The organism is Ectopseudomonas toyotomiensis, from assembly GCF_900115695.1.
GTDB lineage: Bacteria > Pseudomonadota > Gammaproteobacteria > Pseudomonadales > Pseudomonadaceae > Aquipseudomonas > Aquipseudomonas toyotomiensis.
In genome coordinates, this window is the sequence record NZ_FOXK01000003.1 from 306,065 (window position 1) to 330,260 (window position 24,196).

The 24,196-nt window shown below is 63.0% G+C and carries 16 protein-coding genes; 6 read left to right on the forward strand and 10 right to left on the reverse strand.

All coding sequences use genetic code 11. The annotated features are described in order from the left end of the window. Positions 1–11: 11 nt before the first annotated feature. Positions 12–1,487 (reverse strand): sensor histidine kinase, encoded by a 1,476-nt coding sequence (locus BM186_RS07750; protein ID WP_074914336.1) that lies wholly within the window; start codon positions 1,485–1,487, stop codon positions 12–14. A 555-nt stretch (positions 1,488–2,042) separates the two neighbouring features. Here BM186_RS07750 and BM186_RS07760 point away from each other — a divergent pair. From BM186_RS07760 to BM186_RS07770, 3 genes are all read left to right on the forward strand, one after another. Next, positions 2,043–8,135 (forward strand): peroxidase family protein, encoded by a 6,093-nt coding sequence (locus BM186_RS07760; RefSeq protein WP_074914341.1) that lies wholly within the window; start codon positions 2,043–2,045, stop codon positions 8,133–8,135. Positions 8,136–8,349: 214 nt separating this feature from the next. Then, positions 8,350–9,417 (forward strand): DUF2167 domain-containing protein, encoded by a 1,068-nt coding sequence (locus tag BM186_RS07765; RefSeq protein ID WP_074914344.1) that lies wholly within the window; start codon positions 8,350–8,352, stop codon positions 9,415–9,417. A 21-nt stretch (positions 9,418–9,438) separates the two neighbouring features. Next, the gene (locus tag BM186_RS07770) at positions 9,439–9,825 is read left to right on the forward strand and encodes a hypothetical protein (RefSeq protein WP_241519846.1); all 387 of its coding nucleotides are present in this window, start codon (positions 9,439–9,441) and stop codon (positions 9,823–9,825) included. Positions 9,826–9,882: 57 nt separating this feature from the next. Here BM186_RS07770 and BM186_RS07775 read toward each other — a convergent pair whose 3' ends face one another. The 3 genes from BM186_RS07775 to BM186_RS07785 form a co-directional block, all read right to left on the reverse strand. Continuing rightward, positions 9,883–11,061 carry a vWA domain-containing protein gene (locus BM186_RS07775; protein ID WP_072424652.1) on the reverse strand — a complete coding sequence of 393 codons (1,179 nt, stop codon included), beginning with the start codon at positions 11,059–11,061 and terminating at the stop codon, positions 9,883–9,885. A 176-nt stretch (positions 11,062–11,237) separates the two neighbouring features. Further along, positions 11,238–12,083: an AAA family ATPase gene (locus BM186_RS07780; protein ID WP_072424653.1), complete on the reverse strand. Its 846-nt coding sequence runs from the start codon at positions 12,081–12,083 to the stop codon at positions 11,238–11,240. A 144-nt stretch (positions 12,084–12,227) separates the two neighbouring features. Next, positions 12,228–13,310 carry a DUF748 domain-containing protein gene (locus BM186_RS07785; protein ID WP_074914348.1) on the reverse strand — a complete coding sequence of 361 codons (1,083 nt, stop codon included), beginning with the start codon at positions 13,308–13,310 and terminating at the stop codon, positions 12,228–12,230. Between the two features lie 127 nt (positions 13,311–13,437). On the opposite strand from BM186_RS07785, the gene cysK reads away from it, so the two are divergent. After that, complete coding sequence (gene cysK / locus BM186_RS07790; protein ID WP_074914351.1) at positions 13,438–14,409, forward strand: cysteine synthase A; 972 nt, start codon at positions 13,438–13,440, stop codon at positions 14,407–14,409. A gap of 217 nt (positions 14,410–14,626) precedes the next feature. Here the strand turns inward: cysK and BM186_RS07795 are convergent, their stop codons facing one another. After that, positions 14,627–15,517 (reverse strand): DMT family transporter, encoded by an 891-nt coding sequence (locus tag BM186_RS07795; protein WP_074914354.1) that lies wholly within the window; start codon positions 15,515–15,517, stop codon positions 14,627–14,629. A 223-nt stretch (positions 15,518–15,740) separates the two neighbouring features. Here BM186_RS07795 and aceK point away from each other — a divergent pair, with 223 nt between their 5' ends. Beyond that, entirely contained in the window at positions 15,741–17,459 is a 1,719-nt protein-coding gene (gene aceK, locus BM186_RS07800; RefSeq protein WP_074914356.1) for a bifunctional isocitrate dehydrogenase kinase/phosphatase, read from the forward strand. An 87-nt stretch (positions 17,460–17,546) separates the two neighbouring features. Continuing rightward, positions 17,547–17,675 (forward strand): PA1414 family protein, encoded by a 129-nt coding sequence (locus BM186_RS26970; protein ID WP_017677423.1) that lies wholly within the window; start codon positions 17,547–17,549, stop codon positions 17,673–17,675. 6 nt (positions 17,676–17,681) lie between these two features. Here BM186_RS26970 and BM186_RS07805 read toward each other — a convergent pair whose 3' ends face one another. The 5 genes from BM186_RS07805 to speB form a co-directional block, all read right to left on the reverse strand. Then, positions 17,682–18,413 carry an MBL fold metallo-hydrolase gene (locus BM186_RS07805; protein ID WP_074914358.1) on the reverse strand — a complete coding sequence of 244 codons (732 nt, stop codon included), beginning with the start codon at positions 18,411–18,413 and terminating at the stop codon, positions 17,682–17,684. Between the two features lie 96 nt (positions 18,414–18,509). Continuing rightward, the gene (locus tag BM186_RS07810) at positions 18,510–19,850 is read right to left on the reverse strand and encodes a purine-cytosine permease family protein (RefSeq protein ID WP_074914361.1); all 1,341 of its coding nucleotides are present in this window, start codon (positions 19,848–19,850) and stop codon (positions 18,510–18,512) included. A 184-nt stretch (positions 19,851–20,034) separates the two neighbouring features. Further along, positions 20,035–21,636, reverse strand: a complete 1,602-nt coding sequence (locus BM186_RS07815) for a 5-guanidino-2-oxopentanoate decarboxylase (RefSeq protein WP_074914363.1) — start codon at positions 21,634–21,636, stop codon at positions 20,035–20,037. Between the two features lie 21 nt (positions 21,637–21,657). Next, complete coding sequence (locus BM186_RS07820; RefSeq protein WP_074914366.1) at positions 21,658–23,052, reverse strand: YjiH family protein; 1,395 nt, start codon at positions 23,050–23,052, stop codon at positions 21,658–21,660. Positions 23,053–23,131: 79 nt separating this feature from the next. Next, on the reverse strand, positions 23,132–24,091 hold the full coding sequence (gene speB, locus BM186_RS07825) for an agmatinase (protein ID WP_074914368.1): 960 nt from the start codon (positions 24,089–24,091) through the stop codon (positions 23,132–23,134). Positions 24,092–24,196: the final 105 nt, after the last annotated feature.

Genomic DNA, 24,196 nt, shown 5'->3' on the forward strand with positions numbered 1-24,196 from the left:
CGGCACAGGTGTTACTGGCAGTTTTCGTCATCGTGTAAATCGAATCTGGCCGTGACCCGGGTGCCTTGCCCGGGGGCCGATTCGAGCTCGAACGTTCCGCCTAGAGACTCCACCCGATAGCGCATGCCCACCAGTCCCAGGCGCGAGCGATGTGACCCTGTCGCGGCCTGAAGACCCTGATCGATGCCGGCGCCGGCGTCCGCCACCTGGACTTCCAGTACGCCCTGCCTGCACTCGGCGCTGACCCGCTGTCCCTGGCCGCCGGCATGGTGGAAGGCGTTGTTCAACGCCTCCTGTACCAGCCGGTAGACGCAGATCTTGTAGGGAAGACTCAGCGCCTCGGGTAACTCGCCGAGATCTAGCTGCACCTTGGTTTCGCTGCGTTGCTCATGGCGTTGCACCACCAGTTTGAGCAGCTCATCCAGATTCAGCTCGTTGATTTCCGGCAGGGCCAGGCCACGGGAAATACCGCGAATCTCGCGCAGGCTTTCCTGCGCGGCGTTGCGGATGGTCTCCAATGGCTCGCTGGTCGTGCTAGTCGACAATGCCGCCAGCTCATCCAGGCGCAGCAGGATCAGGGTCAGGAGCTGCGCCGGACCATCGTGCAGGTCGGCGCCCAGACGTCTGTGGGTGAGTTCATTGATCGTGGCGAACTCCTGGCTGGCGGTGGCAATGCGTCGCTGCAGGGTGGCATTTTGCTCATGCAGCGCCAGTTGTGCATGTATCTGCTGGCGCAGGGCCGTCTGCTGTTTGCCGATGATGCGATCACCGTGGCGGACAATGAGAAACAGCAGCACCAGCATGGCCAGGGTAGCGGCGGCGATGATTGCCCAGACCTGCAGATGGATGCTGCCGATCTCGTGCTCCATCTCGTAGAACTCGCCGATGGCGATGATCTTCCCGCTACCGAACTCGCGCAGCGGCACGTAGGTTTCGTAAAGCGGCCGATCGAAGCTGCGCTCGTAGGCGTGCTCGTCATGATCCAGCGGGCTCAGGCGGGTGACCACCTTGCCCTGCATGGCCTCGGCGATGGGGCCGGCCGGGTGATAGTAGAAGACCGGTCGCTTGCTGGTGCTGTAGACGTTGCGCCCATCGGGCAGCCAGATCTTTATCGAGAGTACATGCTGTTTGAGCGAGGTTTCTTTCATCAGATCATCGATGGCTTGCGCACTTTCGGGCTTCAGCGTGCTTGCTGTAGCCAGTTCCTGCACATATTCGTCCAGATAGGCCTCCATGTAGATGGCCGCACCTTCGCCGGCGCTGTGCGCGGCTGCCAGCTTGATCTGCTGGCTGACCAGGCTGCCGACGAAGGTCATGCTCAGGCCCAGGATCAATGCGGCGAGCAGGATGAATTGGGTCGAGCGGTTGAGCCCGGCCAGAGGGTGCCAGAGGCGCTGAGGCCAGGTGTCGGGCGATTCGACCATGGTCTGATCTGCAGGCTCGACGAAAGTCTTCGAATTTGATTCGACCTTTGCCTCTGTGGCCATTCGCCTTGCTCCCCGATGCTGGTGACAAGCGCTTTGTGCAGGCAGCCGATGCAATCAGTCGACGCCTGTCTCAACAAGCTAGTCCAGGATGCGCTGCGGGGCGGCTTTTATCGCGGTTGCCACCTCGACTGGAGTAGCGACGATGCCTGTAGAGCGGTACCGGCATCGGCTGGACCTTAGCTTGACCTGGCCCCCCGCAGGGCCCTTGCAGTCGAGTGTGAGCGTGCTGGAGTCGCCGCGCAGGAGAGGGCGCGCAACTTCGAGCGTGCTCATCCGGGAAGGTAAACCATGGCTTTGCGCATCGTTGTCAGAAGTCGATCGGTGGACAGTCCAGCCGATTTGTTCGCGCTGCGTTTTCACGGGCCACCACCACCCTGAGTGGTCGGCAAGCTTCAAGCTTGCCGACCACTCAGGGTGTGCGGCGCAGTTGCCTGCCACATCCCCTCTCATTCTGTACTTGTTCGCCAACGTCCGACCACGCCGTTGCAATGTTGCCGTATGCATGTGGTTTTCCTGACCTGAACGTCAGTTGTACTCAGCATTGAGGGAACAAAGATGGCCACTCTAACCGTCAATCAAGCCGATCTTGTTTTCATTCTCCAGCAGATCAAGATTTCCGAAGCCCATGCCGCCGGCGAGTCGCTCTATGACCTGGTCGGCAACCCACTGTTGCCCTGGGGCCTGCGCACCGTCGATGGCACCTACAACAATCTGGTGCCGGGCCAACAGTACTATGGCTCGGCCGATCAACTGATGCCCCGCCTGCTCGATCCGGTATTCCGCGATGCAGAAAATGGTATCGATGGGCCGGGCGCTCCTCCCGGTTTCCCCACTGGCAGCCAAAGCACCAGCTATGCCCAGACCAGCGGCTACGTGGTCGACTCGCAGCCGCGCACCATCAGCAACCTGATCGTCGACCAGAGCCTGGGTAACCTGGCGGCGGTGATTGCGGCGCTGGATTACGCTGGCTCGGAAAACTCCTTTGCCGATGCGCAACAGGTAATGCAGGCGCACAACGCCTTGAAAGCGGCCGAAAGCGCCGCCGCTGGCAACAGCGCCCTGGTACAGGCCAGCGCGGAAACCCTGGCCGCTTCCACGGCAGCCGCTCAGGCCGCCGCATCCACGGCCGCGGCCGCACAAGCACAGGCCGATCAGGACGCTCTGGTGTATAGCGATGCCCTGGCTGTGGTCGCCAGTGCGGTAGAAGTGCAGAGCCTGGCCTTGCAGGCCTACATGGCTGCCATTGGTACGCCCGACGAGGGCGCTGCCCAGGCGGCCTTCCTCAGTGCTGCGATCGCCACCGCCCAGGCCCAGGCTGATGCCAATGCCAAAGCCACGGTGGCCGCCGAGTCTGCTGCTGCCGCGCAGGCTGCCAACCAGGAGGCGCAGGCAGCAGCCACACAACTGGCCAGCGACACTGCTGCCCACCAGGCCGTACTGGCCGAGGCTGCCGCCGACGATGCTGCGGTCGTTGCCGCTTCTGCGGCGCTGGATACGCTGCTGGACGAGTTCGGCATCGTGGTGGAAAACGGCACGGTCGTGATCCCCAATATCGCCCCGGACGAAGGCCTGACGGCGCCGTTCAACTCCTGGATGACCCTGTTCGGCCAGTTCTTCGACCATGGTCTGGATCTGGTCAACAAAGGTGGCAGTGGTACCGTTTATATCCCGCTGCAACCGGACGACCCGCTGTACGTCGAGGGTTCGCACAGCAACTTCATGGTGGTCACTCGCGCTACCAACCAACCCGGGGCAGATGGCATTCTCGGCACGGCTGACGATATCCGCGAGCACACCAACCAGACCACGCCCTTCATCGACCAGAACCAGACCTACACCTCGCACGCCTCGCACCAGGTGTTCCTGCGTGAGTACGTGATGGTCGACGGCAAGCCGATGGCTACCGGGCATATGCTCGACGGCCAGAACGGTGGCCTGGCCACCTGGGCCGATATCAAGGCGCAGGCCCGCGAGATGCTCGGCATCAACCTCACCGATGCCGACGTGACCAATGTGCCGCTGCTGGCCACTGACGAGTACGGCCAATTCATTCGTGGCGAGAACGGGTTTGCCATGTTGATCATGCCGGGCAACCCGCCAGTACAGGTAGAGGGTGACCCGGACAATCCCATCAGCACCCAGGGGGCTGTCCGCACCGGCCATGCCTTCCTCGACGATATCGCCCATAACGCGGTACCGGTGATAGTCGGCGGCCAATTGGTGGCCGATGCCGATGAGGTGGCCGGCAACGCCGTGGCGGTCAACCCCATGACCGGGCGCAACCTCGAGTACGACAACGAACTGCTCGATGCCCACTTCATCACCGGCGACGGCCGCGGCAACGAGAATATCGGCCTGACCGCGGTGCACCATGTGTTCCACGCCGAGCACAATCGTCTGGTCGAGGCCAACAAGCAGACCATTCTCGATACCGGCGATCTGGCCTTTATCAACGAGTGGCTGTTGGTACCGGTGAGCGAGGTGCCGGCAAGCGCCGATGGGCTGATCTGGAACGGTGAGCGCTTGTTCCAGGCCGCTCGTTTCGTCAACGAGATGCAGTACCAGCACCTGGTGTTCGAGGAATTCGCCCGCACCGTGCAGCCGTTGGTGGACGTGTTCGTGTTCTCCAACACGGCTGACATCGATCCGGCCATCGTTGCCGAGTTCGCCCATGTGGTGTATCGCTTCGGTCACTCCATGCTCAACGAGACGGTGGCGCGCCTGGACAACAGCATGCAGTCCAGCGACATCGGCCTGATCGAGGCCTTCCTCAACCCCATCGAGTTCACCCAGGGCGGCACCCTCAGCGCCGATCAGGCCGCTGGTTCGATCATCCGTGGCATGACCCGGCAGACTGGCAATGAGATCGACGAATTCGTCACCGAGGCGCTGCGCAACAACCTGGTCGGCCTGCCGTTGGACCTGGCGGCGATCAATATTGCCCGCGGTCGCGACACCGGGGTTCCCTCGCTGAACAACGCCCGTGCGCAGTTCTACGAAATGACCGGCGACAGCCAGCTCAAGCCTTACGACAGCTGGATCGACTTCACCCTGCACATCAAGACGCCGGCCTCGATCATCAACTTTATCGCCGCCTACGGCACGCACAGCAGCATCACCTCGGCCACCACCCTGGAGGCCAAGCGCGATGCCGCCATGGCCCTGGTGCTGGGCGGAACGGGCGCACCGGCGGACCGCGATGACTTCCTCAACGCGCGCGGCGAGTATGCCGTGAACAAGGGCGGGCTGGATCTGGTGGACTTCTGGATCGGTGGGTTGGCCGAGCAGAACATGCCATTCGGCGGCATTCTCGGTTCCACCTTCAACTTCGTCTTCGAAGTGCAGATGGAGAACCTGCAGAACGGCGACCGTTTCTACTACCTCAGTCGTACTCAGGGCATGAACCTGCTCAACGAACTGGAGGCCAACAGCTTCGCCGCCCTGGTGATGCGCAACACCGACCTGGGCGACCCCAACGCCTCGCACTTGCCGGGGGCGCTGTTCCAGCGCGTGGACTACATCCTCGAACTGGATATGAACCGTCAACAGTATGCCGATCCGGTGGGCAGCAACCCGATCCTCAACGCCCTGGCACCGCTGGTTATTCGTGACAATCCAGCCACAGCCGGAGCGGATAGCAATTACCTGCGCTACACAGGCGATGCCCATGTGGTGCTGGGCGGCACCAACGGCGACGACATCCTCATCGCCGGGGCCGGCGACGACACCCTGTGGGGCGACGGCGGCAACGACCGCCTGGAGGGCGGTTACGGCATCGACCATATCTTCGGTGGCGCCGGCGACGACATCATCACCGATATCGGCGACGCCGACGTGATCCATGGCGACGACGGCAACGACGTGATCCACACCGGCCCAGGCCTCGACCTGGTGTTTGGCGGCGGTGGCATGGACTTCATCTATGGCGGGCCGGACGGCAAGGAAATCTTCGGTGGGCGTGACAACGACTTCATCTTCAGCGGCGACGGGCCCAGCTTCATTCTCGGCAACGAGGGCGACGATTGGCTGGAGGGCGGCGCCGGTTTCGACACCCTGGCCGGCGACAACTCTGAGTTGTTCTTCAACAGCCCGATCATCGGTCACGACGTGATGATGGGTGGCGGCAACGACAACGACTACGACGGCGAGTCCGGCGATGACATCATGGTCCAGGGCCCAGGCATCCATCGTAACGAGGGCATGTGGGGCTTCGACTGGGCGATCCACAAGGACAATAGCCTGGCGGCCTATTCCGACCTCAACACGCCGATCTTCGCCACCGACTTCGAGGACATCCTGCGCGACCGCTTCGATCAGGTCGAAGGCCTGTCCGGTTGGATTCACGACGATCAGCTGTTCGGCGACGACCGCGTGGATGACACCGCGGCCGGTGAGAATTCGTTGTTCAACCACGAGCTGACGCTGTCCGGGATGAACCGTATCGCCGGGCTGGAGGCCGTACTCGGGATGATGGCCGAGCCACGCGACAACCCGCACGATGCCTCCGACCCGGTGGTGTTCAGCGGCGGCAATATCCTGCTCGGTGGGGGCGGCAGCGATGTTATCGAGGGACGTGCCGGTAACGACGTGATCGACGGGGACGCCTGGCTCAACGTGCGCATTAGCGTGCGCAGCAAGCTAGACCCGAGTATCGAGTTGTTCAGCGTCGATAGCATGAAGGAGATCCAGGCGCGGATGTTCTCCGGTGAGATCAACCCGAGCCAACTGCATATCGTGCGCGAGATTCTCGACGGCAATCAGGAGGGCGATATCGACACCGCGGTGTTCAGCGGTGCATTCGCCAACTACGAGCTGGTCGAGACCTTCGACGGCACTGGCAGCTATCTGGTGGTGGACAACGTCGGCACCGACGGCACCGACCTGATCCGCAATATCGAACGGCTGCAGTTCGCTGATCAGGTGGTCTGGTTGATCGACCGCCCGGCCGAAGGCACGGTGTCGATCAGCAACATGGCGCCGGCCGAGGACCAGGTGCTGCTGGCTGCTGCCACCGTCAGCGATCCCAATGGCACCGAATTCGCTGTGCTCAGCTACGCCTGGCAGGCGCTGGTGGCCGGCGAGTGGGTGCAGGTCGGCACCGGGCAGAGCTTCCAGCCCGGCGACGCACAGGTCGGGCTGGCGCTACGCGTAGTGGTCAGCTTCAACGACGACTGGGGCAACCCGGAGAGCCTGGTGTCCGCGGTCACCGCGCCGGTGCTCAACGTCAACGATGCGCCGACCGGCTTGCCGCAACTCAACAATGCTTCGCCCAGTGTCGGTCAGGTGCTGATCGCCTCCACGGCGATGATCGCCGATGCCGACGGTATGGTCGGTGTGACCTTCGCCTACCAGTGGCAGGTCGGCAGTGGCGATAGCTTCAGCAATATCGCCGGTGCTACCGCGCAGTCCTTCACCCTGACGGCGGCTCAGGCCGGCCAACAGGTGCGGGTGCAGGTCAGCTACACCGATAATCGCGGCACCTTCGAGTCGCTGACCTCGGCGGCCACCGCGGTGGTAGCCAGTGCGGTGATCATGGGCACCAACGCGGCCAATACGCTCAACGGTACCGCGCTGGACGACCATATCCTCGGTCTGGGCGGCAACGACGTGCTCAACGGCTTGGCCGGTAACGACATCCTCGACGGCGGCGCGGGCAACGACACCCTGGATGGCGGCCTCGGCGCCGATGTCATGCTCGGTGGTCTGGGTAACGACATCTATATCGTCGATAACGTGGGCGACCAAGTGATAGAGGCGGCAGGTGGCGGCACCGATACCGTGCGCACCACCCTGCAGGAATACGGCCTGGGGGCTAACGTCGAGCACCTGACCTTTATCGGCACGGGCAACTTCACCGGCTATGGTAACGAGCTGGCCAATACCATCACCGGCGGTGCAGGCAACGATGTACTCGATGGTGGGGCTGGCGCCGACCGCCTGGTTGGTGGGGCGGGCAACGACAGCTACTCCGTCGACAACTCCGGCGATGTGGTGGTCGAGGCTGCTGGCGCAGGGGTCGATACCGTGTATTCCACTGCCTCCAGTTACACCCTGGGTGCCAACGTGGAGATGTTCGTCCAAGTTGGCAGCAACGCCGTGGTCGCCAGTGGTAATGGCCTGGCCAACATGATGGTGGGGGGCGTGGGCAACGATACCCTCAGAGGGTTGGGAGGTAACGATGTGCTCAACGGCATGGAGGGGGATGATCTGTTGTATGGCGGTGCTGGTGCTGACAGCCTGAGTGGGGGAAGCGGGGTCGATACCCTGTTCGGCGAGGGTGGCAACGACATCCTCGACGGTGGCGACGGTGACGACATCCTCGATGGTGGTGCGGGTAACGACATCATGATCGGCGGTGTCGGCAACGACACCCTGTACGCCAATCAGGGTAACGACATCCTCGTATTCGGCCCCAACTTCGGCAACGACACCATCATTGGTTTCGACGCCAACCCGGCTGGAGGGCAGGACCTGCTCAACATTGCGGCGTTCAATCTGACGGCGGCGACTTTCGCCAGTCGGGTGTCAATCGCCGATGCTGGTAGCGATGTATTGGTGACGGTCAACGGTGCAGATGGCGGCAGTATCCGCCTGGTCGGTGTGACCGACCACACCAGCGTGACCATCACCGACTTCCAGTTGGCATGAGGGGGCGTGATCCCTGGCGTTCGGATCACGCACGGTAGCCACGGTCGGCGCCAGGTTGGCTGCGGAGCATCGCCTGCGGGGGCGGTGCTCCGTGGTCTTCTTTGCAGGGGGGCGGAAAATCGCAAAAAGTTGCGGTATGACGCATGTCGAGTTCCGTGCGCGTGGTAACGTAATAAGCAGTTACATTTACCTACCCCGTGTCTATGGAGTTCCCATGTCGATCAAGGATTCGATCCTGGCAGCCGCGCTGGCTGCTGTCCTGCCGTTCACCTGCATTGCATACGCCAATCCCGAGACCGAGCCAGAAAGCGCTGCGGTCGACGCCGAGGTCATCGAGACCGAGGATGCGGCGCAATACATCAGTCCTGAAGAATTCGTCGCCAGTCTGGAGTTCAAGAGTGGCCGCGTCGTCCTGGGCAACGATCTGGCGACCCTCAACCTGCCCGATACCCTGGTGTTTCTCGACGGTGAGAACGCCCAGCGCCTGCTGGTCGATGGCTGGGGCAATCCGCCAGATGACGTCCCGCCGCTAGGCATGATCCTGCCGGCTGGCGTGTCGCCGCTAGCCGATGAATCCTGGGGTGTGACCGTCGAATATGAAGACAGCGGCTACGTGTCCGATGAGGACGCCGCCGATATCGACTACGGCGACATGCTCAAGGACATGCAGGCCGACATGCACGAGGCCAACACCTGGCGTGAAGAGAATGGCTACGAGGCCGTGCAACTGGTCGGCTGGGCCGCCGAGCCGCACTACGATGCCGAAGGCAAGAAGCTGTACTGGGCCAAGGAACTGAAGTTCGGCGATAGCGACGCCAATACGCTGAATTACAACATTCGCGTGTTGGGCCGTAAGGGTGTGCTGGTGCTGAATTTCGTCGCCAATATGGATCAACTGGCAGAAATCGAGGCCAGCGTGCCGGCCGTGCTGGCTGCGACCGAGTTCAACCCGGGCCAGCGCTATGCCGAGTTCGATCCGGATCTGGATACCGTGGCCGCATACGGCCTCGGCGCGCTGGTAGCTGGCAAGGTCGCCGCCAAGACCGGTTTGCTGGCCATGTTGCTGGTACTGCTGAAGAAGTTCTGGTTCATCCCGGTGGTGCTGGGCGGCTGGCTGTTCAAACGTATCGGTCTGCGCAAGAAGGACACTGCGAGCGAAGAGGCGAGTGCACCGGCTGCTCCTGTTGCAGCGCCAGCCGAGGCCAAGGCCGAGGAGCCGGTACAGGCGCCGGCGCAGACGGTCATGGAACTGAACAAACCGAACGACGCGGACAAGCGTTGAGTTCGAAGCGTGGGTAGCGTCATGCTCAAGGATGTACTGCGCGGCTCCTTTCTTGCGGTTGTGCTGTTGCTGGGCGCCGGTTGCGGCGAAGCGGATCGCTTCGCCAAGGGATGGGATCAGGGCGGTACGCTGCATGAGGCGACCATGCGGGACTGGGCTTTTGCCGTCGATGCCAATCGACTGGCCACCAGTGCCGATTTCGTCCGCGAACGCATCCCCGACATGCCAGAAGAGGGGGTGCCTATCAGCAGCGCCCTGGTCGAGAAATGCCTGAGCGACATGTCGCTCAGGTTCGCCGTGGACTATGTGAAAGCGCACGAGAAGCTGGATTACTGTTTCGACTATACCGAGAGGATGCTCGGCCGGTTGGAGCAGGAATATGCAAGTCAGGCGCGTGCAACCGAATAGCAAAACGCCGCGAATTCTTTACTGGATTCGCGGCGTTTTTCATTGCGGCTTGAAGTCTTACTTGGACAGGTACTTCATGCCGTCCTCCAGCCCCTGCAGGGTCAGCGGGTACATGCGATCTTCGATCAGCTCGCGCACCAGGCCAGTGGAGGCGGTGTAGTTCCAGGTGTCCTTGGGGTAGGGGTTGATCCAGATGATCTTCTTGAACTTCTCGGTGAAGCGCTTCATCCAGACGTAGCCGGCTTCCTCGTTCCAGTGTTCGACGCTGCCGCCGGCCTGGGTGATCTCGTAGGGCGCCATGGCCGCATCGCCGACGAACACCACCTTGTAGTCGGCGCCGTACTTGTGCAGCAGGTCCATCGTCGAGGTGCGCTCGCTGGTGCGGCGCATGTTGTTCTTCCACACGCTCTCGTAGATGAAATTGTGGAAGTAGAAATATTCAAGATGCTTGAATTCGGTCTTGCAGGCCGAGAACAGCTCCTCGCAGACCTTGACGTGGGCGTCCATCGAGCCGCCGATGTCCAGCAACAGCAGGAGCTTGACCGTATTGCGCCGTTCCGGGCGCATCTGGATGTTGAGCAGGCCGCCGTCCTTCGCGGTGTGGTCGATGGTGCCGTCCAGATCCAGCTCTTCGGCTGCGCCCTGACGGGCGAACTTGCGCAGGCGGCGCAGTGCCACCTTTATGTTGCGCGTGCCCAGTTCGACCTGATCGTCGAGGTTCTTGTACTCGCGCTGGTCCCATACCTTGGCGGCCTTGCCCTGGCGCTTGCCGGCATCGCCGACGCGAATGCCTTCCGGGTTGTAGCCACCGGAGCCGAACGGGCTGGTGCCGCCGGTGCCGATCCACTTGTTGCCGCCGGCGTGCTTTTCCTTCTGCTCCTCGAGGCGCTTCTTGAACTCCTCGATCAGCTTGTCCAGGCCGCCGAGGCTCTGGATCTGCGCCTTTTCCTCGTCGGTCAGCAGGCGCTCGAACTCCTTGCGCAGCCACTCCTCGGGGATCATCGCCTCGATGTGTTCGTTGAGGTTTTCCAGGCCCTTGAAGTAGGCGCCGAAGGCCCGGTCGAACTTGTCGAAGTGGCGTTCATCCTTCACCAGGATCGCGCGCGCCAGGTAGTAGAACTCGTCCATGTCGGCGAACACGACGTTGTGCTTGAGCGCATTGATCAGGTCGAGCAGCTCGCGCACCGACACCGGCACCTTGGCCGCGCGCATTTCGTTGAATAGGTTGAGCAGCATGCTATGCCCTCATGAAAGTCTGTGACTGCCTGTGGCCACTGCCCGCGCCGGAGCAAGGGCGAGCGAGCTAGAGCCAGGCAAGGCGAGAGCTGGCGAGCAAGCGCAGTGTACTTTTGTACATGAGCACTGCGAGCCTGCTCTCAACGCAGCCTGGCCGACGCGCAGCCGCCCGATGTTTACCGAGAAGCGCGGCGGGTCATGAAGGCCAGGCGCTCGAGCAGCTGCACATCCTGCTCGTTCTTCACCAGAGCGCCGGCCAGCGGCGGGATGGCCTTGGTCGGGTCGCGCTCGCGCAACACCGCTTCGCCGATATTGTCGGCCATCAGCAGCTTGAGCCAGTCCACCAGTTCGCTGGTCGAAGGCTTCTTCTTCAGGCCCGGTACCTTGCGCACGTCGAAGAACACGTCCAGCGCCTCGGCCACCAGCTCGCCGCTGATGTTGGGGTAGTGCACATCGACGATCTTCTTCAGGGTGTCGCGATCGGGGAAGGCGATGTAGTGGAAGAAGCAGCGGCGCAGGAAGGCGTCCGGCAGTTCCTTCTCGTTATTCGAGGTGATGATGATGATCGGGCGCTGCTTGGCCTTGATCGTCTCGTTGGTCTCGTAAACGTAGAACTCCATCTTGTCGAGTTCCTGCAACAGGTCGTTGGGGAACTCGATGTCGGCCTTGTCGATCTCGTCGATCAGCAGGATCACGCGCTCGTCGGATTCGAACGCCTCCCACAGCTTGCCTTTCTTGATGTAGTTGCGAACGTCGTGAACCTTGTCGGAATCGAGCTGCGAATCGCGCAGGCGGCTGACCGCATCGTATTCGTACAGGCCCTGGTGCGCCTTGGTGGTGGATTTGATGTGCCAGGTGATCAGGCGGGCAGAGAAGGCGTCGGCCAATTGCTCGGCGAGCATGGTCTTGCCGGTGCCCGGCTCACCCTTGACCAGCAGCGGGCGCTGCAGGGTGATGGCGGCGTTGACCGCGAGTTTGAGGTCGTCGGTGGCGACGTAGGACTGGGTGCCTTCGAACTTCATCGGAAAATCCTCGGAACGGTAACGCGCGGGCCGGCCCGCAGCAGAAATTCAGAGTGCGACTATAACGCGCAGCTCCGGTGGCTGTGAACGCAGACGCAGTATTCAGTCACTGAATGGGCGGTCACCGCTGCTTACGACTACAGCTCAGCTGCCGTCCTGCTGAGGTGGCGGGCGTTCGTAGCGGGGCGTGAAGGCCTCGACGAAACCATTGCGCAGGATGGCGATGAAGGCCTGGAAGGCGCTGGTCTGCTGGTCGTGCACGCTGCCGCTGAGTTCGACACGGGTGGCGAACTGGTCGCGGCGCTGGTTCTTCAGCAGTGTCTCGCTGCCGCCGACGATGGCCTCCCAGAGTGAGCGCAGCACGCCTTTGTCTTCGTCCTCGACGTCCTGCTCCCAGTCGAACACCTCGACCTCACGCAGCAGGGGTTTGATGTAACCGTTGAGCTGGGCGTTTTCGGCTTGCGCTTCGATTACCAGGTCGCCGTTGCCGCGCTTGAAGTCAAAGCGGCCGTAGGCGCGGGCGAAGTCGTTGAAGCGCGTCAGGTCGATGTCCTTCGCGCGCAGGCGCAGCTCGAAATCTTCGAACTGCTCGAATGGATCGAAGGTTGCCTCGGCCTCCAGTGGCGCGTGCTCCAGCAACAGTGCGCGACCTTCGAAGTGCGCGACCCGGTCGCCCGGTTCGTCGCCGACGTTGGTGAGGTTGTAGAGGCTGGCGTTGACCTCGTCTGCGCTCAGTTCCACCTTCGGGTCGGTGGTGAAGTTGTGAAAGCTGATGCGGCCGTCGATCACCCGCAGTTCGTTGAGCGTGATCGGTAGCAGTTTGTTCAACTGGTCGCGCCAGTCGGTGCCGGCACCGGTCTGGGTGCCCTGGTCATTTTCGCCGCCATCGACGAAGTTCAACTGCGGCCGCTCGAAGAACACCTCGGCTACCACCGCGTGCTCGCGCCACAGCGCCGGCCAGCTTACCGAAAGGTCGATCAATGGGGCATCGAGTAGCGGTACCGGCACATCGCCCGTCACCTTGACGATGGTCAGCTCGTTGATGCGGTAGGCGCCGCGCCACCAGGCCAGGTCGATATCAGCGATATGCCCACGGTAGTCGCCCATCTCGGCGAGCTTGTCGTTGAGATAGTCACGGATCAGCCACGGCAGCGCGAGCTGCGCGGCCAGTAGCAGCAGAACCAGGATGAGCAGGGCCTTGAGGGGCCAGCTGTAGCGTCGTTTCATGGCGGCGTCTGTCGGAGCAGTTATCTTCGATGGACTACGTTCGCGCCGATCTGTTCGGCTGGACTGCATCCGCACCTGGGCATAGGCTGGTGCCCTTATTCATCATCCATCTGCTTAGGAAGGAATCATGAGCCGCATTTTCGCTGACAACTCCCAGGCCATCGGCAACACGCCGCTGGTGATGATCAACCGTCTGGGTCCGAAAGGCGTGACCATCCTGGCCAAGATCGAGGGCCGCAACCCGGCCTATTCGGTCAAGTGCCGCATTGGCGCCAGCATGATCTGGGATGCCGAGGAGCGCGGCGTGCTCAAGCCGGGCATGACCATCGTCGAGCCGACCTCCGGCAATACCGGCATCGGCCTGGCCTTCGTCGCTGCAGCGCGCGGGTACAAGCTGGTGCTGACCATGCCGGCCTCGATGAGCCTGGAGCGGCGCAAGGTGCTCAAGGCCCTGGGCGCCGAGCTGGTGCTGACCGAGCCGGCCAAGGGCATGAAGGGCGCGATCGAGAAGGCCAACGAGCTGGTGGCCGCCAATCCTGACTACTATCTGCCGCAGCAGTTCGAGAATCCTGCCAACCCGGCCATTCACGAGAAGACCACCGGCCCGGAAATCTGGCGCGACACCGAAGGCGCCATCGACGTGCTGGTCTCCGGCGTCGGCACTGGCGGCACCATCACCGGCGTTTCCCGTTACATCAAGCAGACCCAGGGCAAGCCGATTCTGTCGGTAGCGGTGGAGCCGGTGGGCTCGCCAGTGATCAGCCAGACCCTGGCTGGTGACGAGGTCAAGCCGGCTCCGCACAAGATTCAAGGCATCGGCGCCGGTTTCGTGCCGAAGAACCTCGACCTGGCGATGGTCGATCAGGTCGAGCAGGTCACTGACGACGAAGCCAAGGCCATGGCCCTGCGCCTGATGCGTGAAGAGGGCATTCTCTGTGGTATCTCCTGCGGCGCGGCGATGGCGGTGGCGGTGCGTTTGGCAGAGAAGCCGGAGATGCAGGGCAAGACCATCGTGGTGATACTGCCGGACTCCGGCGAGCGCTACCTATCGAGCATGCTGTTCAGTGATATGTTCACCGAGCAGGAACTGCATCAGTAAGAGCAGCTACAGGCTCCAAACCGCAGGCTAAAAGCTACAAGCGGAGCCATGCCTAGGGTAGGTGTCGTTTTTCATGTCCACCGTTTCGGTGGAACGATGAAGCGCGATCCATCCCACGTCTAACTCTCGCGAAAACCGCCTTCGGGCGGTTTTTTCGTAGGGAGCGCCTTGCGCACCGCGGGACAATTTACGGTGGCCTTGGTACGCATAGCGCACCCTACGTTCTGGCCACGCTTGGCCTGACCACCAGCCACAGCGCCAACCCGATCAGTACGCAGCCAGGCAGGTAGGCCCAACTGAGCGGCTCACCCAGTAGCAAAGCGCCCCATAGCACGCCGAACGGCGGGATCAGGAAGGTGGTGGTGCTGGCCTTGATCGGCCCGATATCGGCCAGCAAACGGAAATACAGGACATAGGCGAACGCCGTGCAGACCAGGCCAAGGCCGGCCAGCGACAGCCATACCTCGATGCCACCCCAGCTTGGCGGTGGTTGCAGCGCGAGGCTGCCCGCGAACAGCGGCAGCAGGAACAGGCTGGCCCCCGCCAGGCTGGCGAAGGCGGTCAGGCGATTGTCCAGGCCGCCCTGTTGGCCGATCCAGCGCCGGGTAAGGAAGCCGGCGAAGCCGTAGCAGGTGGTGGCCACCAGGCAGGCGCCGGCGCCCAGCAGCAGTTGCATGTCGAAGGCCACCGGGCCGGTGCGGGTCAGCACCGCCACGCCAAGCAGGCCGAGAAACACACCCGCCGCCTTGCTCCTTGTGATGCCTTCGTGGAAAAACAACGCGCCGATCAGCACACCCATCAAGGGTGTGGTGGCGTTGAAGATTGCCGAGTAACCGGCCGGCAGGATCAGCGCCGCCAGGCAATACATGGCCGAAGGCAGGCCGGCATTGATCACGCCCAGGCCCAGGCAGATGCGCAGTTTGCCGCGAAAGTCCCAGTCACTGCGCAGCAGCAGGAGCAGCGCCAGCAGCCCCAGCGCGCCGAAGCTGGCACGAAAGAACGCGGTCGGCATGCTGCCCAGCACCGGTGCGGCAACGCGCATGAATAGGAAGCTGGCGCCCCAGATGGCGGCGAGCAACAGCAGACGAAGCAGATCGGCGGTACGCAAGGCGAAGTATCCGGCAGGGTGGGGCCGAGAGTGTTGCCGCTGGGCAGGCTTCTGGCAATCCGCATTGCACTTTCGAATGTTTGGCATGGGCGCTGCTGCAGGGAAGGTGTGGGAGGGGCTTTAGCCGCGACGTGCAATCGTGGAGGATTTGGCGATTCCCGGTTGTATCCACGCCGGCGTTGTCGGCTAAGCTCGGCTGATCACTGCGGATGAGGCATGCGTAATGGGGCAACAATGGCCGGCCGGCGAGATCGCTCGCCTGATCCTCGATGGCTTCGACGATTACCGCGAGCGTTTTCGCCAGATCACCGATGGCGCGCGGGTACGCTTCGAGCAGGCGCAGTGGCAGGAGGCGCAGCAAGCGTCGGCGGCGCGCATCAACCTCTATGAAGAGAAGGTCGCAGAAACTCGCGAGCGTCTGCTGCAAGGGTTCGACGCTTCGCTGCTGGAAGTCGGGCAGTGGCCGCTGGTCAAGAGTGCCTATATCGCGCTGATCGATCTGCGGTTTGATGACGAACTGGCGGAAACCTGGTTCAACTCGATCTTCTGCAGCCTGTTCAGCCATGACCAGATCAGCGATGGCTGCATGTTCATCCATACCACCCGGCCATCGCTGCGCAACCAGCCCGGCGCAGCGCAGACGCGCAGTTATCGGCCGGCTGGCGAGCTGCATCTGGCGCTGCAGGCGATCTTCGACGATTACCGTTTCGATGCCCCTTACGAGGATCTGTCGCGCGACCTGCAGCGGCTGGAAGAGCAACTGCGTAGCAGCCTGCCAGATTGGGTCTGCAAGGATCCTGAGTTGTGCATCGAGCTGTTTTCCTCGGTGCTGTATCGCAACAAGGGCGCCTACCTGATCGGGCGCATCTACAACCGCGAGGAGCAGTGGCCGCTGGCGATCCCGCTGCTGCATCGTGAAGGGCAGGGTATACAGGCCGATGCGGTGATCACCGACGAGGCGGAGGTGTCGATCATCTTCTCCTTCACCCGCAGCTACTTCATGGTGGACGTGGCGATTCCGGCCGAGTTCGTCGGCTTTCTCAAGCGCATCCTGCCGGGCAAGCACATCGCCGAGCTTTACACCTCGATCGGCTTCTACAAGCACGGCAAATCCGAGTTCTACCGAGCCCTGATCGGCCACCTGGCCAGCACTGATGATCGCTTCATCATGGCGCCCGGTGTGCGTGGCATGGTGATGAGTGTGTTCACCCTGCCGGGTTTCAATACCGTGTTCAAGATCATCAAGGACCGTTTCGCCCACGCCAAGACGGTGGATCGCAACACGGTGATCGAGAAGTACCGCCTGGTGAAAAGCGTCGACCGGGTAGGGCGCATGGCCGATACCCAGGAGTTTGCCGATTTCCGTTTCCCCAAGGCCAAGTTCGAGCCCGAGTGCCTGGCCGAGTTGCTGGAAGTTGCGCCGTCCACTGTGGTCGTGGAAGGTGATACCGTGCTGGTGCGCCACTGCTGGACCGAGCGGCGCATGACGCCGCTCAACCTCTACCTGGAAAGCGCCAACGAGGCGCAGGTGCGTGAGGCGCTGGATGACTACGGCCTGGCCATCAAACAGTTGGCCGCGGCCAATATCTTTCCCGGTGACATGTTGCTGAAGAACTTCGGCGTCACTCGCCATGGCCGCGTGGTGTTCTACGACTACGACGAGATCTGCTTTCTCACCGAAGTGAACTTCCGGCGCATCCCGCCGCCGCGTTTCCCCGAGGACGAGATGAGTTCCGAGCCCTGGTATTCGGTGGGGCCGATGGATGTGTTTCCCGAGGAGTTTCCGCCGTTCCTGTTCGCCGATATCAAGCAGCGCCAGCTATTCAGCAAGCTGCATGGCAATCTCTATGAGGCCGATTACTGGAAACAATTGCAGGAGGCGATTCGCGCGGGCAAGGTGATCGACGTGTTCCCCTATCGACGCAAGAGTCCGGTGATTTGACGGAGGCTGGTTGAAATCCGTTTGGCCCGGCCTAATCTTATAGGTGAGCCGCTGGCTCTTCCCTTTACTTGGCAGGAGGTCGTACCCATGCTCGCCAAGCTGCAAGAACAACTGCAAGCCCTGCTGCAGGCCCTTGGCCTCGCCCCGCAACCTCAGCCGATTCGTATCAGTGAAGCCGAGCAGCAACGCCTGCGCCGCGAGCGTCAGCGTCGCTGAAACTCGTCAGTTGAGCCGATGGGCGTCGAACCAGGCGTCTATCAGCTCGCGCATCCGCTCTCCCGAGAAACTCGCGAAATGCCCGCCGTGCACGGTGCGTACGGGTAGCTCGCGCAGGCGCGCGAGGCTGCGCGCGTAATCTTCCAGATTCGAGTGGTAGGCGTCTTCGATCAGCGGGCCATCGTAGAGGATGTCGCCGGAAAACAGCGTGTGCGTCTGCGCTTCCCACAGGCTGATGCCGCCGGGTGAATGGCCGGGCGTGTGCAGCACCTGCAATACCCGATTCCCCAGATCCAGTACGTCGCCATCTTCGACCAAGCGCGTGGCTGGGGCCGCCCGTACGCGGTATTCGGCGTAGCACAGCGGGCAGTCCGGATGCGCTTCGAACATGTCGTCACCGACGAAGTCGGTGGCCAGGGTATTGGCGCCGTCCGGCGCGGCGAGAATATCGGCCTCGGCCGGATGCACCAGACGCTCATCGAATTCGTGATGCCCGGCGATGTGGTCGAAGTGGCAGTGGCTGGCCACCGCCAGCAGCGGCTTTTCGGTCAGCCACGGCAGTTGCTCGCGCAGGCTGACCAAGCCGGAGCCGGAGTCGATCAGCACGTCATGCTCGCGCCCCTGCACATGCCACATGTTGCAGCGATAGAAGGGGCGCACGTAGGGCTCGTGGATGAGGCAGATGCCGTCGTGGCGGTGCTCCACCTCGAACCAGCGGTCACGGCTGACTATTTTCATGGCATCTCTCGCGGCAATCGATTGACCCATTGTAGGAGCCAGCTTGCTGGCGATCAGCAGGGAATCGCTAGCAAGCTGGCTCCTGCAGGTGGTGCGTCAGGCCAACTGCGCCCGTGGCACCAGAACCCAGCGGCGCAGCACCGCGTAGCTGGCAGCGGTGATCAGGAACACCGGCAGCGAAGCGCCCCAGGCCAGCGGCGAGACCCAGCCCCAGTAGTAGGCCAGCACCGCGCCCAGGCCGTAGGCAATGAACGCGGCCGGGTTGAAGCCGTTCAGGTAGCGGTAGCGACCGCCGTCTTCACTGAGCAGCTCATCCACCGCGTAGTCGCCCTTGTGAATCAGGAAGTAGTCGGCGATCAGCACGGCGAAGGCGGGGATGAACACGCTGCCGATCACCAGCAGGAAGTTCTGGAAATTGTCGAGGATGCCGGGGATCTGCGAGCCGAGAATCGACAGTACGCCGATGGCCAGCGCCGGTTTCCAGAACGGGGTTTTCGGGCTGATGTTGAGGTACGACAGCGAGGCGCTGTAGACGCACATGACGTTGGTGGTCATTACCGAGAGGAACACCACGATGGCCGCTGGCAAGCCAAAGCCGAAACCAGCCAACAGCACGGCCGGGTCGTAGGTCTGCTCCATGCCGGTCAGCACCGAGAAGCCCGAGACCGTGGCGCCCAGACCCATGGCCAGCAGAGTGGCGGCGACATAGCCGACCCAGGTGCCGACTCCCGCCACGCCCTGGCTGCGGCAGTTGCGGTTGTAGTCGGCGGCCAGTGGGATCCAGGAGAACGCGGTGGCGATGACGATATCGAAGGCGATACCCGGGGTGATTTCATTGCGCGGTTCGGTCGGCATGGCCAGAAGGCTTCCGAACTCGAACTTCTGCCCCATCACGTAGAACACCGCACCGGCCAGCAGGAGCATGCCGATGGCGGCCCAGCGCTCGACCCGCTCGATGCCCAGGTGGCCGCGCAGGGCGATCAGCAGCACCAAGGTCTCGCAGAGGATGGTGAACAGCGGCAGGTTGGAGTAGCCGGTCAGGTGCTCCACTGCGTAGTTCAGGCTCATGCCCGCCAGCAGTGCCTGGATCCAGCTCCAGGCCAGCAGGGTCAGCAGGTTGACCAGCGACGGCAGCTTGGCGCCGTGTACACCGTAGCTGCCGCGTGCCAGCACCATGGTGGTCAGGCCCGAGCGTTGGCCCATCAGGCCGACCAGTACCAGCGGCAGGATGCCGATGCCCGAACCGATCAGCACGATGAGCATGGCCTGGGTGAATTTCAGATCCGGCACCAGCAGCATGCCGGTGAGGATGGTGGTGACCACCACGTTGGCGCCCAGCCACAGGGCGATGGTGCCACCGAGACCGAGGCTGCGATGCGCCTTGTCGGTTGGGGCCAGACCGTCCTGGCCGAAGTGCTGGCTTATATTCTTGAACATGGAACGACTCCCCGATGCTTGATTATTGGTATTGGTGGGCGGCAGTCAGTGGTACAGCTGAATCTTGTGGTTATGCCCGTCGCCCGGATGTAATCCGGGGAGTACGGGGGATGTCGCGGCTAAAGCCCCTCCCACAGGTGCACCTCGATTTCCGTGGGAGGGGCTTTAGCCGCGATCAATGTCGTCAGGGATGAAAGGGCGCGGCCTCCTGCACTTCGATGATCAAGGGACGATCATGCGGCGCGCCACGCAGCAGCTCGGCCAGATGTGCATGATCACGCGCCCGTTCGGCGGCGCAGCCGAAACCACGGGCGATGGCGATGAGGTCCGGCGTGTAGATGTCGACGGCAATCGGTGTGATATCGCGGTGCTGCATGTAGCGCTTGATCTCGCCATAACCGGAGTTGTTCCACAGCAGGACAATGATGCCAACTTGCGCTTCCACGGCGCTGGCCAGCTCGGCGATGGTGAACTGAACACCGCCATCGCCCATCAGGCTGATTACTGGGCGCGCAGGCTCGGCCAGCTTGGCGCCGATGGCCGCCGGTAAACCGTAGCCGAGGGTGCCGTAGCCGGTGGAGGCGTTGAACCAGCGCCGCGCACCGTCCAGTTCGACCAGATGGTTGCCGCTGTACACGGTCTGCGTCGAGTCGCCGACGAAGCGGGCGTCGGGCAGGGCATCGAGGATGCAGTCGAACAGCTGGCGGTAATGCGCCCAGCCGCTGAAGTCCTCGTTCAGGCGCGCCTGCACGGCTGCGGTACGCCGGGCGCCGGGGCTGTCTGCGTTGGCCTCGCGCGGGGCGAGCTCGGCCAGCAGCATGCGCATGGCCACGCGGGCATCGCCCTGGATCGCCAGATGCGGGGTGAAGTTACGCTGCAATTGCTGAGCGTCGATGTCGATGCGGATCAGTCGACCGGGCAGGCGGAAGTCGCCGTCGAACACCACGTCGTAGTCGGTCTCGCCCAGCTCGGTGCCGATGGCCAGCACCACGTCAGCCTCCAGCGCCAGATCGCGCACCGGGCGCAGCGACTGGTTGCTGCCCAGCAGCAGCGGATGGCCCGGCGGCAGCAGGCCCTTGGCATTGATGGTCAGCGCGGTCGGAACATCCAGTGCAGCGGCCAGAGCGCGGGCTTCAGCCTCGGAGGATACGCAACCACCGCCCAGCAGTAGGAGAGGGCGCTTGGCCTGCCTGAGCAGGCCGGCGGCCTCACGGATCAGCGTGCGGTTCGGCGCCGGGCGGCGCACGGTCGGCCGTGGCGCCGGGGTCATGTGGGTGGCGTCTGCGGTGATGATGTCCAGTGGCAGCTCGATATGCACAGGGCGCGGCCGCTCGCCTTCGAATACGGCGAAGGCGCGAGCCAGTACGCCGGGCAGTTCCTCGACGCTCATCAGGGTATGGCTGAAGGCGGTGACGCCGGCGGTCATCGCCCGCTGGTTGGGCAGCTCGTGCAGATAGCCCTTACCCAGGCCCAGGCGCGCGCGCTCGTTGACACTGGAAATCACCAGCATCGGGATCGAGTCGGCATAGGCCTGGCCCATGGCGGTGAGGATGTTGGTCATCCCAGGGCCGGTGATGATGAAGCACACACCCGGCTTGCCCGAGACGCGCGCATAGCCGTCGGCCATGAAGCCGGCGCCCTGCTCGTGACGCGGGGTGACGTGGCGGATGCTGCTTGAGGGCAGGCCGCGATAGAGCTCCACGGTGTGCACGCCGGGGATGCCGAACACGGTGTCGACGCCCCAGGCTTCCAGTTGCTTGACGAGAAATTCGCCGCAGGTGGTCATGGTCAGGTCCTTGTGTCGACGTCAGCCGACGATCCAGTGCGCCATCAGCGCGATGATCGGCAGGGTGATCAGGGTGCGGATGATGAAGATGACGAACAGCTCGAGCAGGTTCAGCGGCAGCTTGGCCTTGATGATCAGCACGCCGACCTCGGACATGTAGATCAGCTGGGTCAGCGACACGCAGGCCACCACGAAACGCGTCAGCTCGCTCTCGATGCCTTTGCCCAGCACTGCCGGCAGGAACATGTCGGCGAAGCCCACCAACATCGCTGGCGCTGCCTTGGCGGCTTCCGGCAGTTGCAGCAGTTCGAGCAACGGCACGATGGGAGCGGACAGCCAGTTGAAGATCGGAGTGAACTCGGCGATGGCCAAGGATACCGTGCCAATGGCCATGACCAGCGGCAGCAGACCCAGCCAGATATCGACCACGTTGTGCACGCCGACCTTGACCATCTGCCCCGGCGAGGGATTGGCGTTGGCGCGCCTGACCGCCTGCAGCAGGCCCCAGCGCAGCAGCGAGGTGCCGGCTGGCACATCTTCCTTGATCTGCTTGCCGACCCCGGCGACATACTCGTCCTTCTTCCACGACAGCGGTGGAATACGCGGGGTGATGATGGCGGCAGCCAGACCGGCGACTACCACGGTCAGGTAGAAGGGTACGAACAGATGGTCGAGCTTCATGAAGCTGGTGATCAGCAGGCTGAAGGCGATCGAGGCGATGGAGAAGTTGGTGGCGATCACTGCCGCTTCTCGGGCGCTGTAGAAGCCCTTCTGGTACTGCTGGGCAGTGATCAACACGCCAACGGTGCCGGAGCCGAGCCAGCTGGCGATGGCGTCGATGGCCGAGCGTCCGGGCAGGCCGAAGATCTTGCGGAACACATTGCGCACCAGGGTGCCGCAGAACTCCATCAGGCCGTAGTCGGTAAGCAGCGGCAGGATCAGGCCGGCGACCAGGAAGAAGGTGATCAACACCGGCGCCAGGTCTTTCAGCACCACGCCGCCGGTATTGGCGTTCCACACCCATTCCGGGCCGAATTGCCAGAACGTCATGGCCGCGAACAGCCCGCCGAGCACGCGCAGGGCGAGCCACAGCGGCGGCAGCACGAACAGGTCGTTCAGGGCGCGACGCTCCGTGAGCCAGCGTGGCTTGAGCAGGCTGCCGAACAGGCCGAGGACGGCGGAGAGCAGCAACAGGGCGGTGGCGATGGCAGGCAGCTGATCGCTGACGGCAGCCTTGAGTGCGTCAGCCATGACGCCGAGGCCGATGGTGACCTTTTCTTCGTAAACGATGGGGGTGAGAAACAGCAGTACGCCGAGCAACGAGGGGATCAGGAAGATCAGTAACTGACGCACGCTGTAGGAGGTATCGGTCGGCGGCTGGTCATCCAGCAGCGGCATGGATTCTTCGCGATTCATCTGGGCACCCTGATTTGTTGTTGTAGGGATGTACCGGGCGCCTCGCGGGGCGCCCGGGCGGAGCAGTAAAAGCCGGTGGTCAGCGACGCTGAACCCCCGGAAGCACGCAGAGCATTTCGTACAGCAGGTTGGCGCCGAGCAACGAGGTGTTGCCGGTGGTGTCGTAGGGCGGCGAGACCTCCACCAGGTCGCCACCGATCAGGTCCAGGCCCTGGCAACCACGGATGATCTCGATGGCCTGGATGGTGGTCAGGCCGCCGATTTCCGGGGTTCCGGTGCCGGGCGCCCAGGCCGGGTCGATGCCGTCGATGTCGAACGACAGGTACACCGGGCCGCCGCCGACCTTCTCGCGCACTTCGGCCATCAGCGGCTCCAGCGACTTGTGCCAGCACTCCTCGGCCTGCACCACACGGAAGCCCTGCTTGCGGCTCCAGTTGAAGTCTTCGGCGGTGTAGCCCTGGGCGCGCAGGCCGATCTGCACCACACGCTGGCTGTCGAGCAGGCCTTCTTCCTGGGCGCGGCGGAAGGTGGTGCCGTGGGCGATCTTCTCGCCGAACATATGGTCGTTGACGTCGGCGTGGGCGTCGATATGCACCAGGCCGATCTTGCCGTACTTCTTGTGCAGGGCACGCAGGATCGGCAGGGTGATGGTGTGGTCGCCACCCAGGGTCAGCGGCTTGATGCCGAGTTCGACGATCTCGTCGTAGGCTTCCTCGATGATGCGCACGGCGTCGAGCAGGTTGAAGGTGTTGATCGCCACGTCGCCGATATCGGCCACGTTCAGCGAGTCGAAGGGGGCGGCACCGGTGGCCATGTTGTACGGGCGGATCATCACTGACTGGGCGCGGATCTCGCGCGGGCCGAAGCGGGTGCCGGAGCGCAGCGAGGTGCCGATGTCCAGTGGCACGCCGACGAAGGCGGCGTCGAGCTGGCGTTTTTCCTCGGGGCTCTGGATGTGGGGCAGGCGCATCATGGTGGCGATGCCGCCGAAGCGGGGCATTTCATTGCCGCCCAGGGGCTGGTGGAAGGTCTTTTCCATGGGGGGGCCTCAGGCTCGTTCTGGTTGTGGCCGGGAGTCTTGACCGGCCAGGCGCTGGGAAAAATCGGCTGGGGCAAAAACTTACTTCAGGATTGTTTGAAGTAA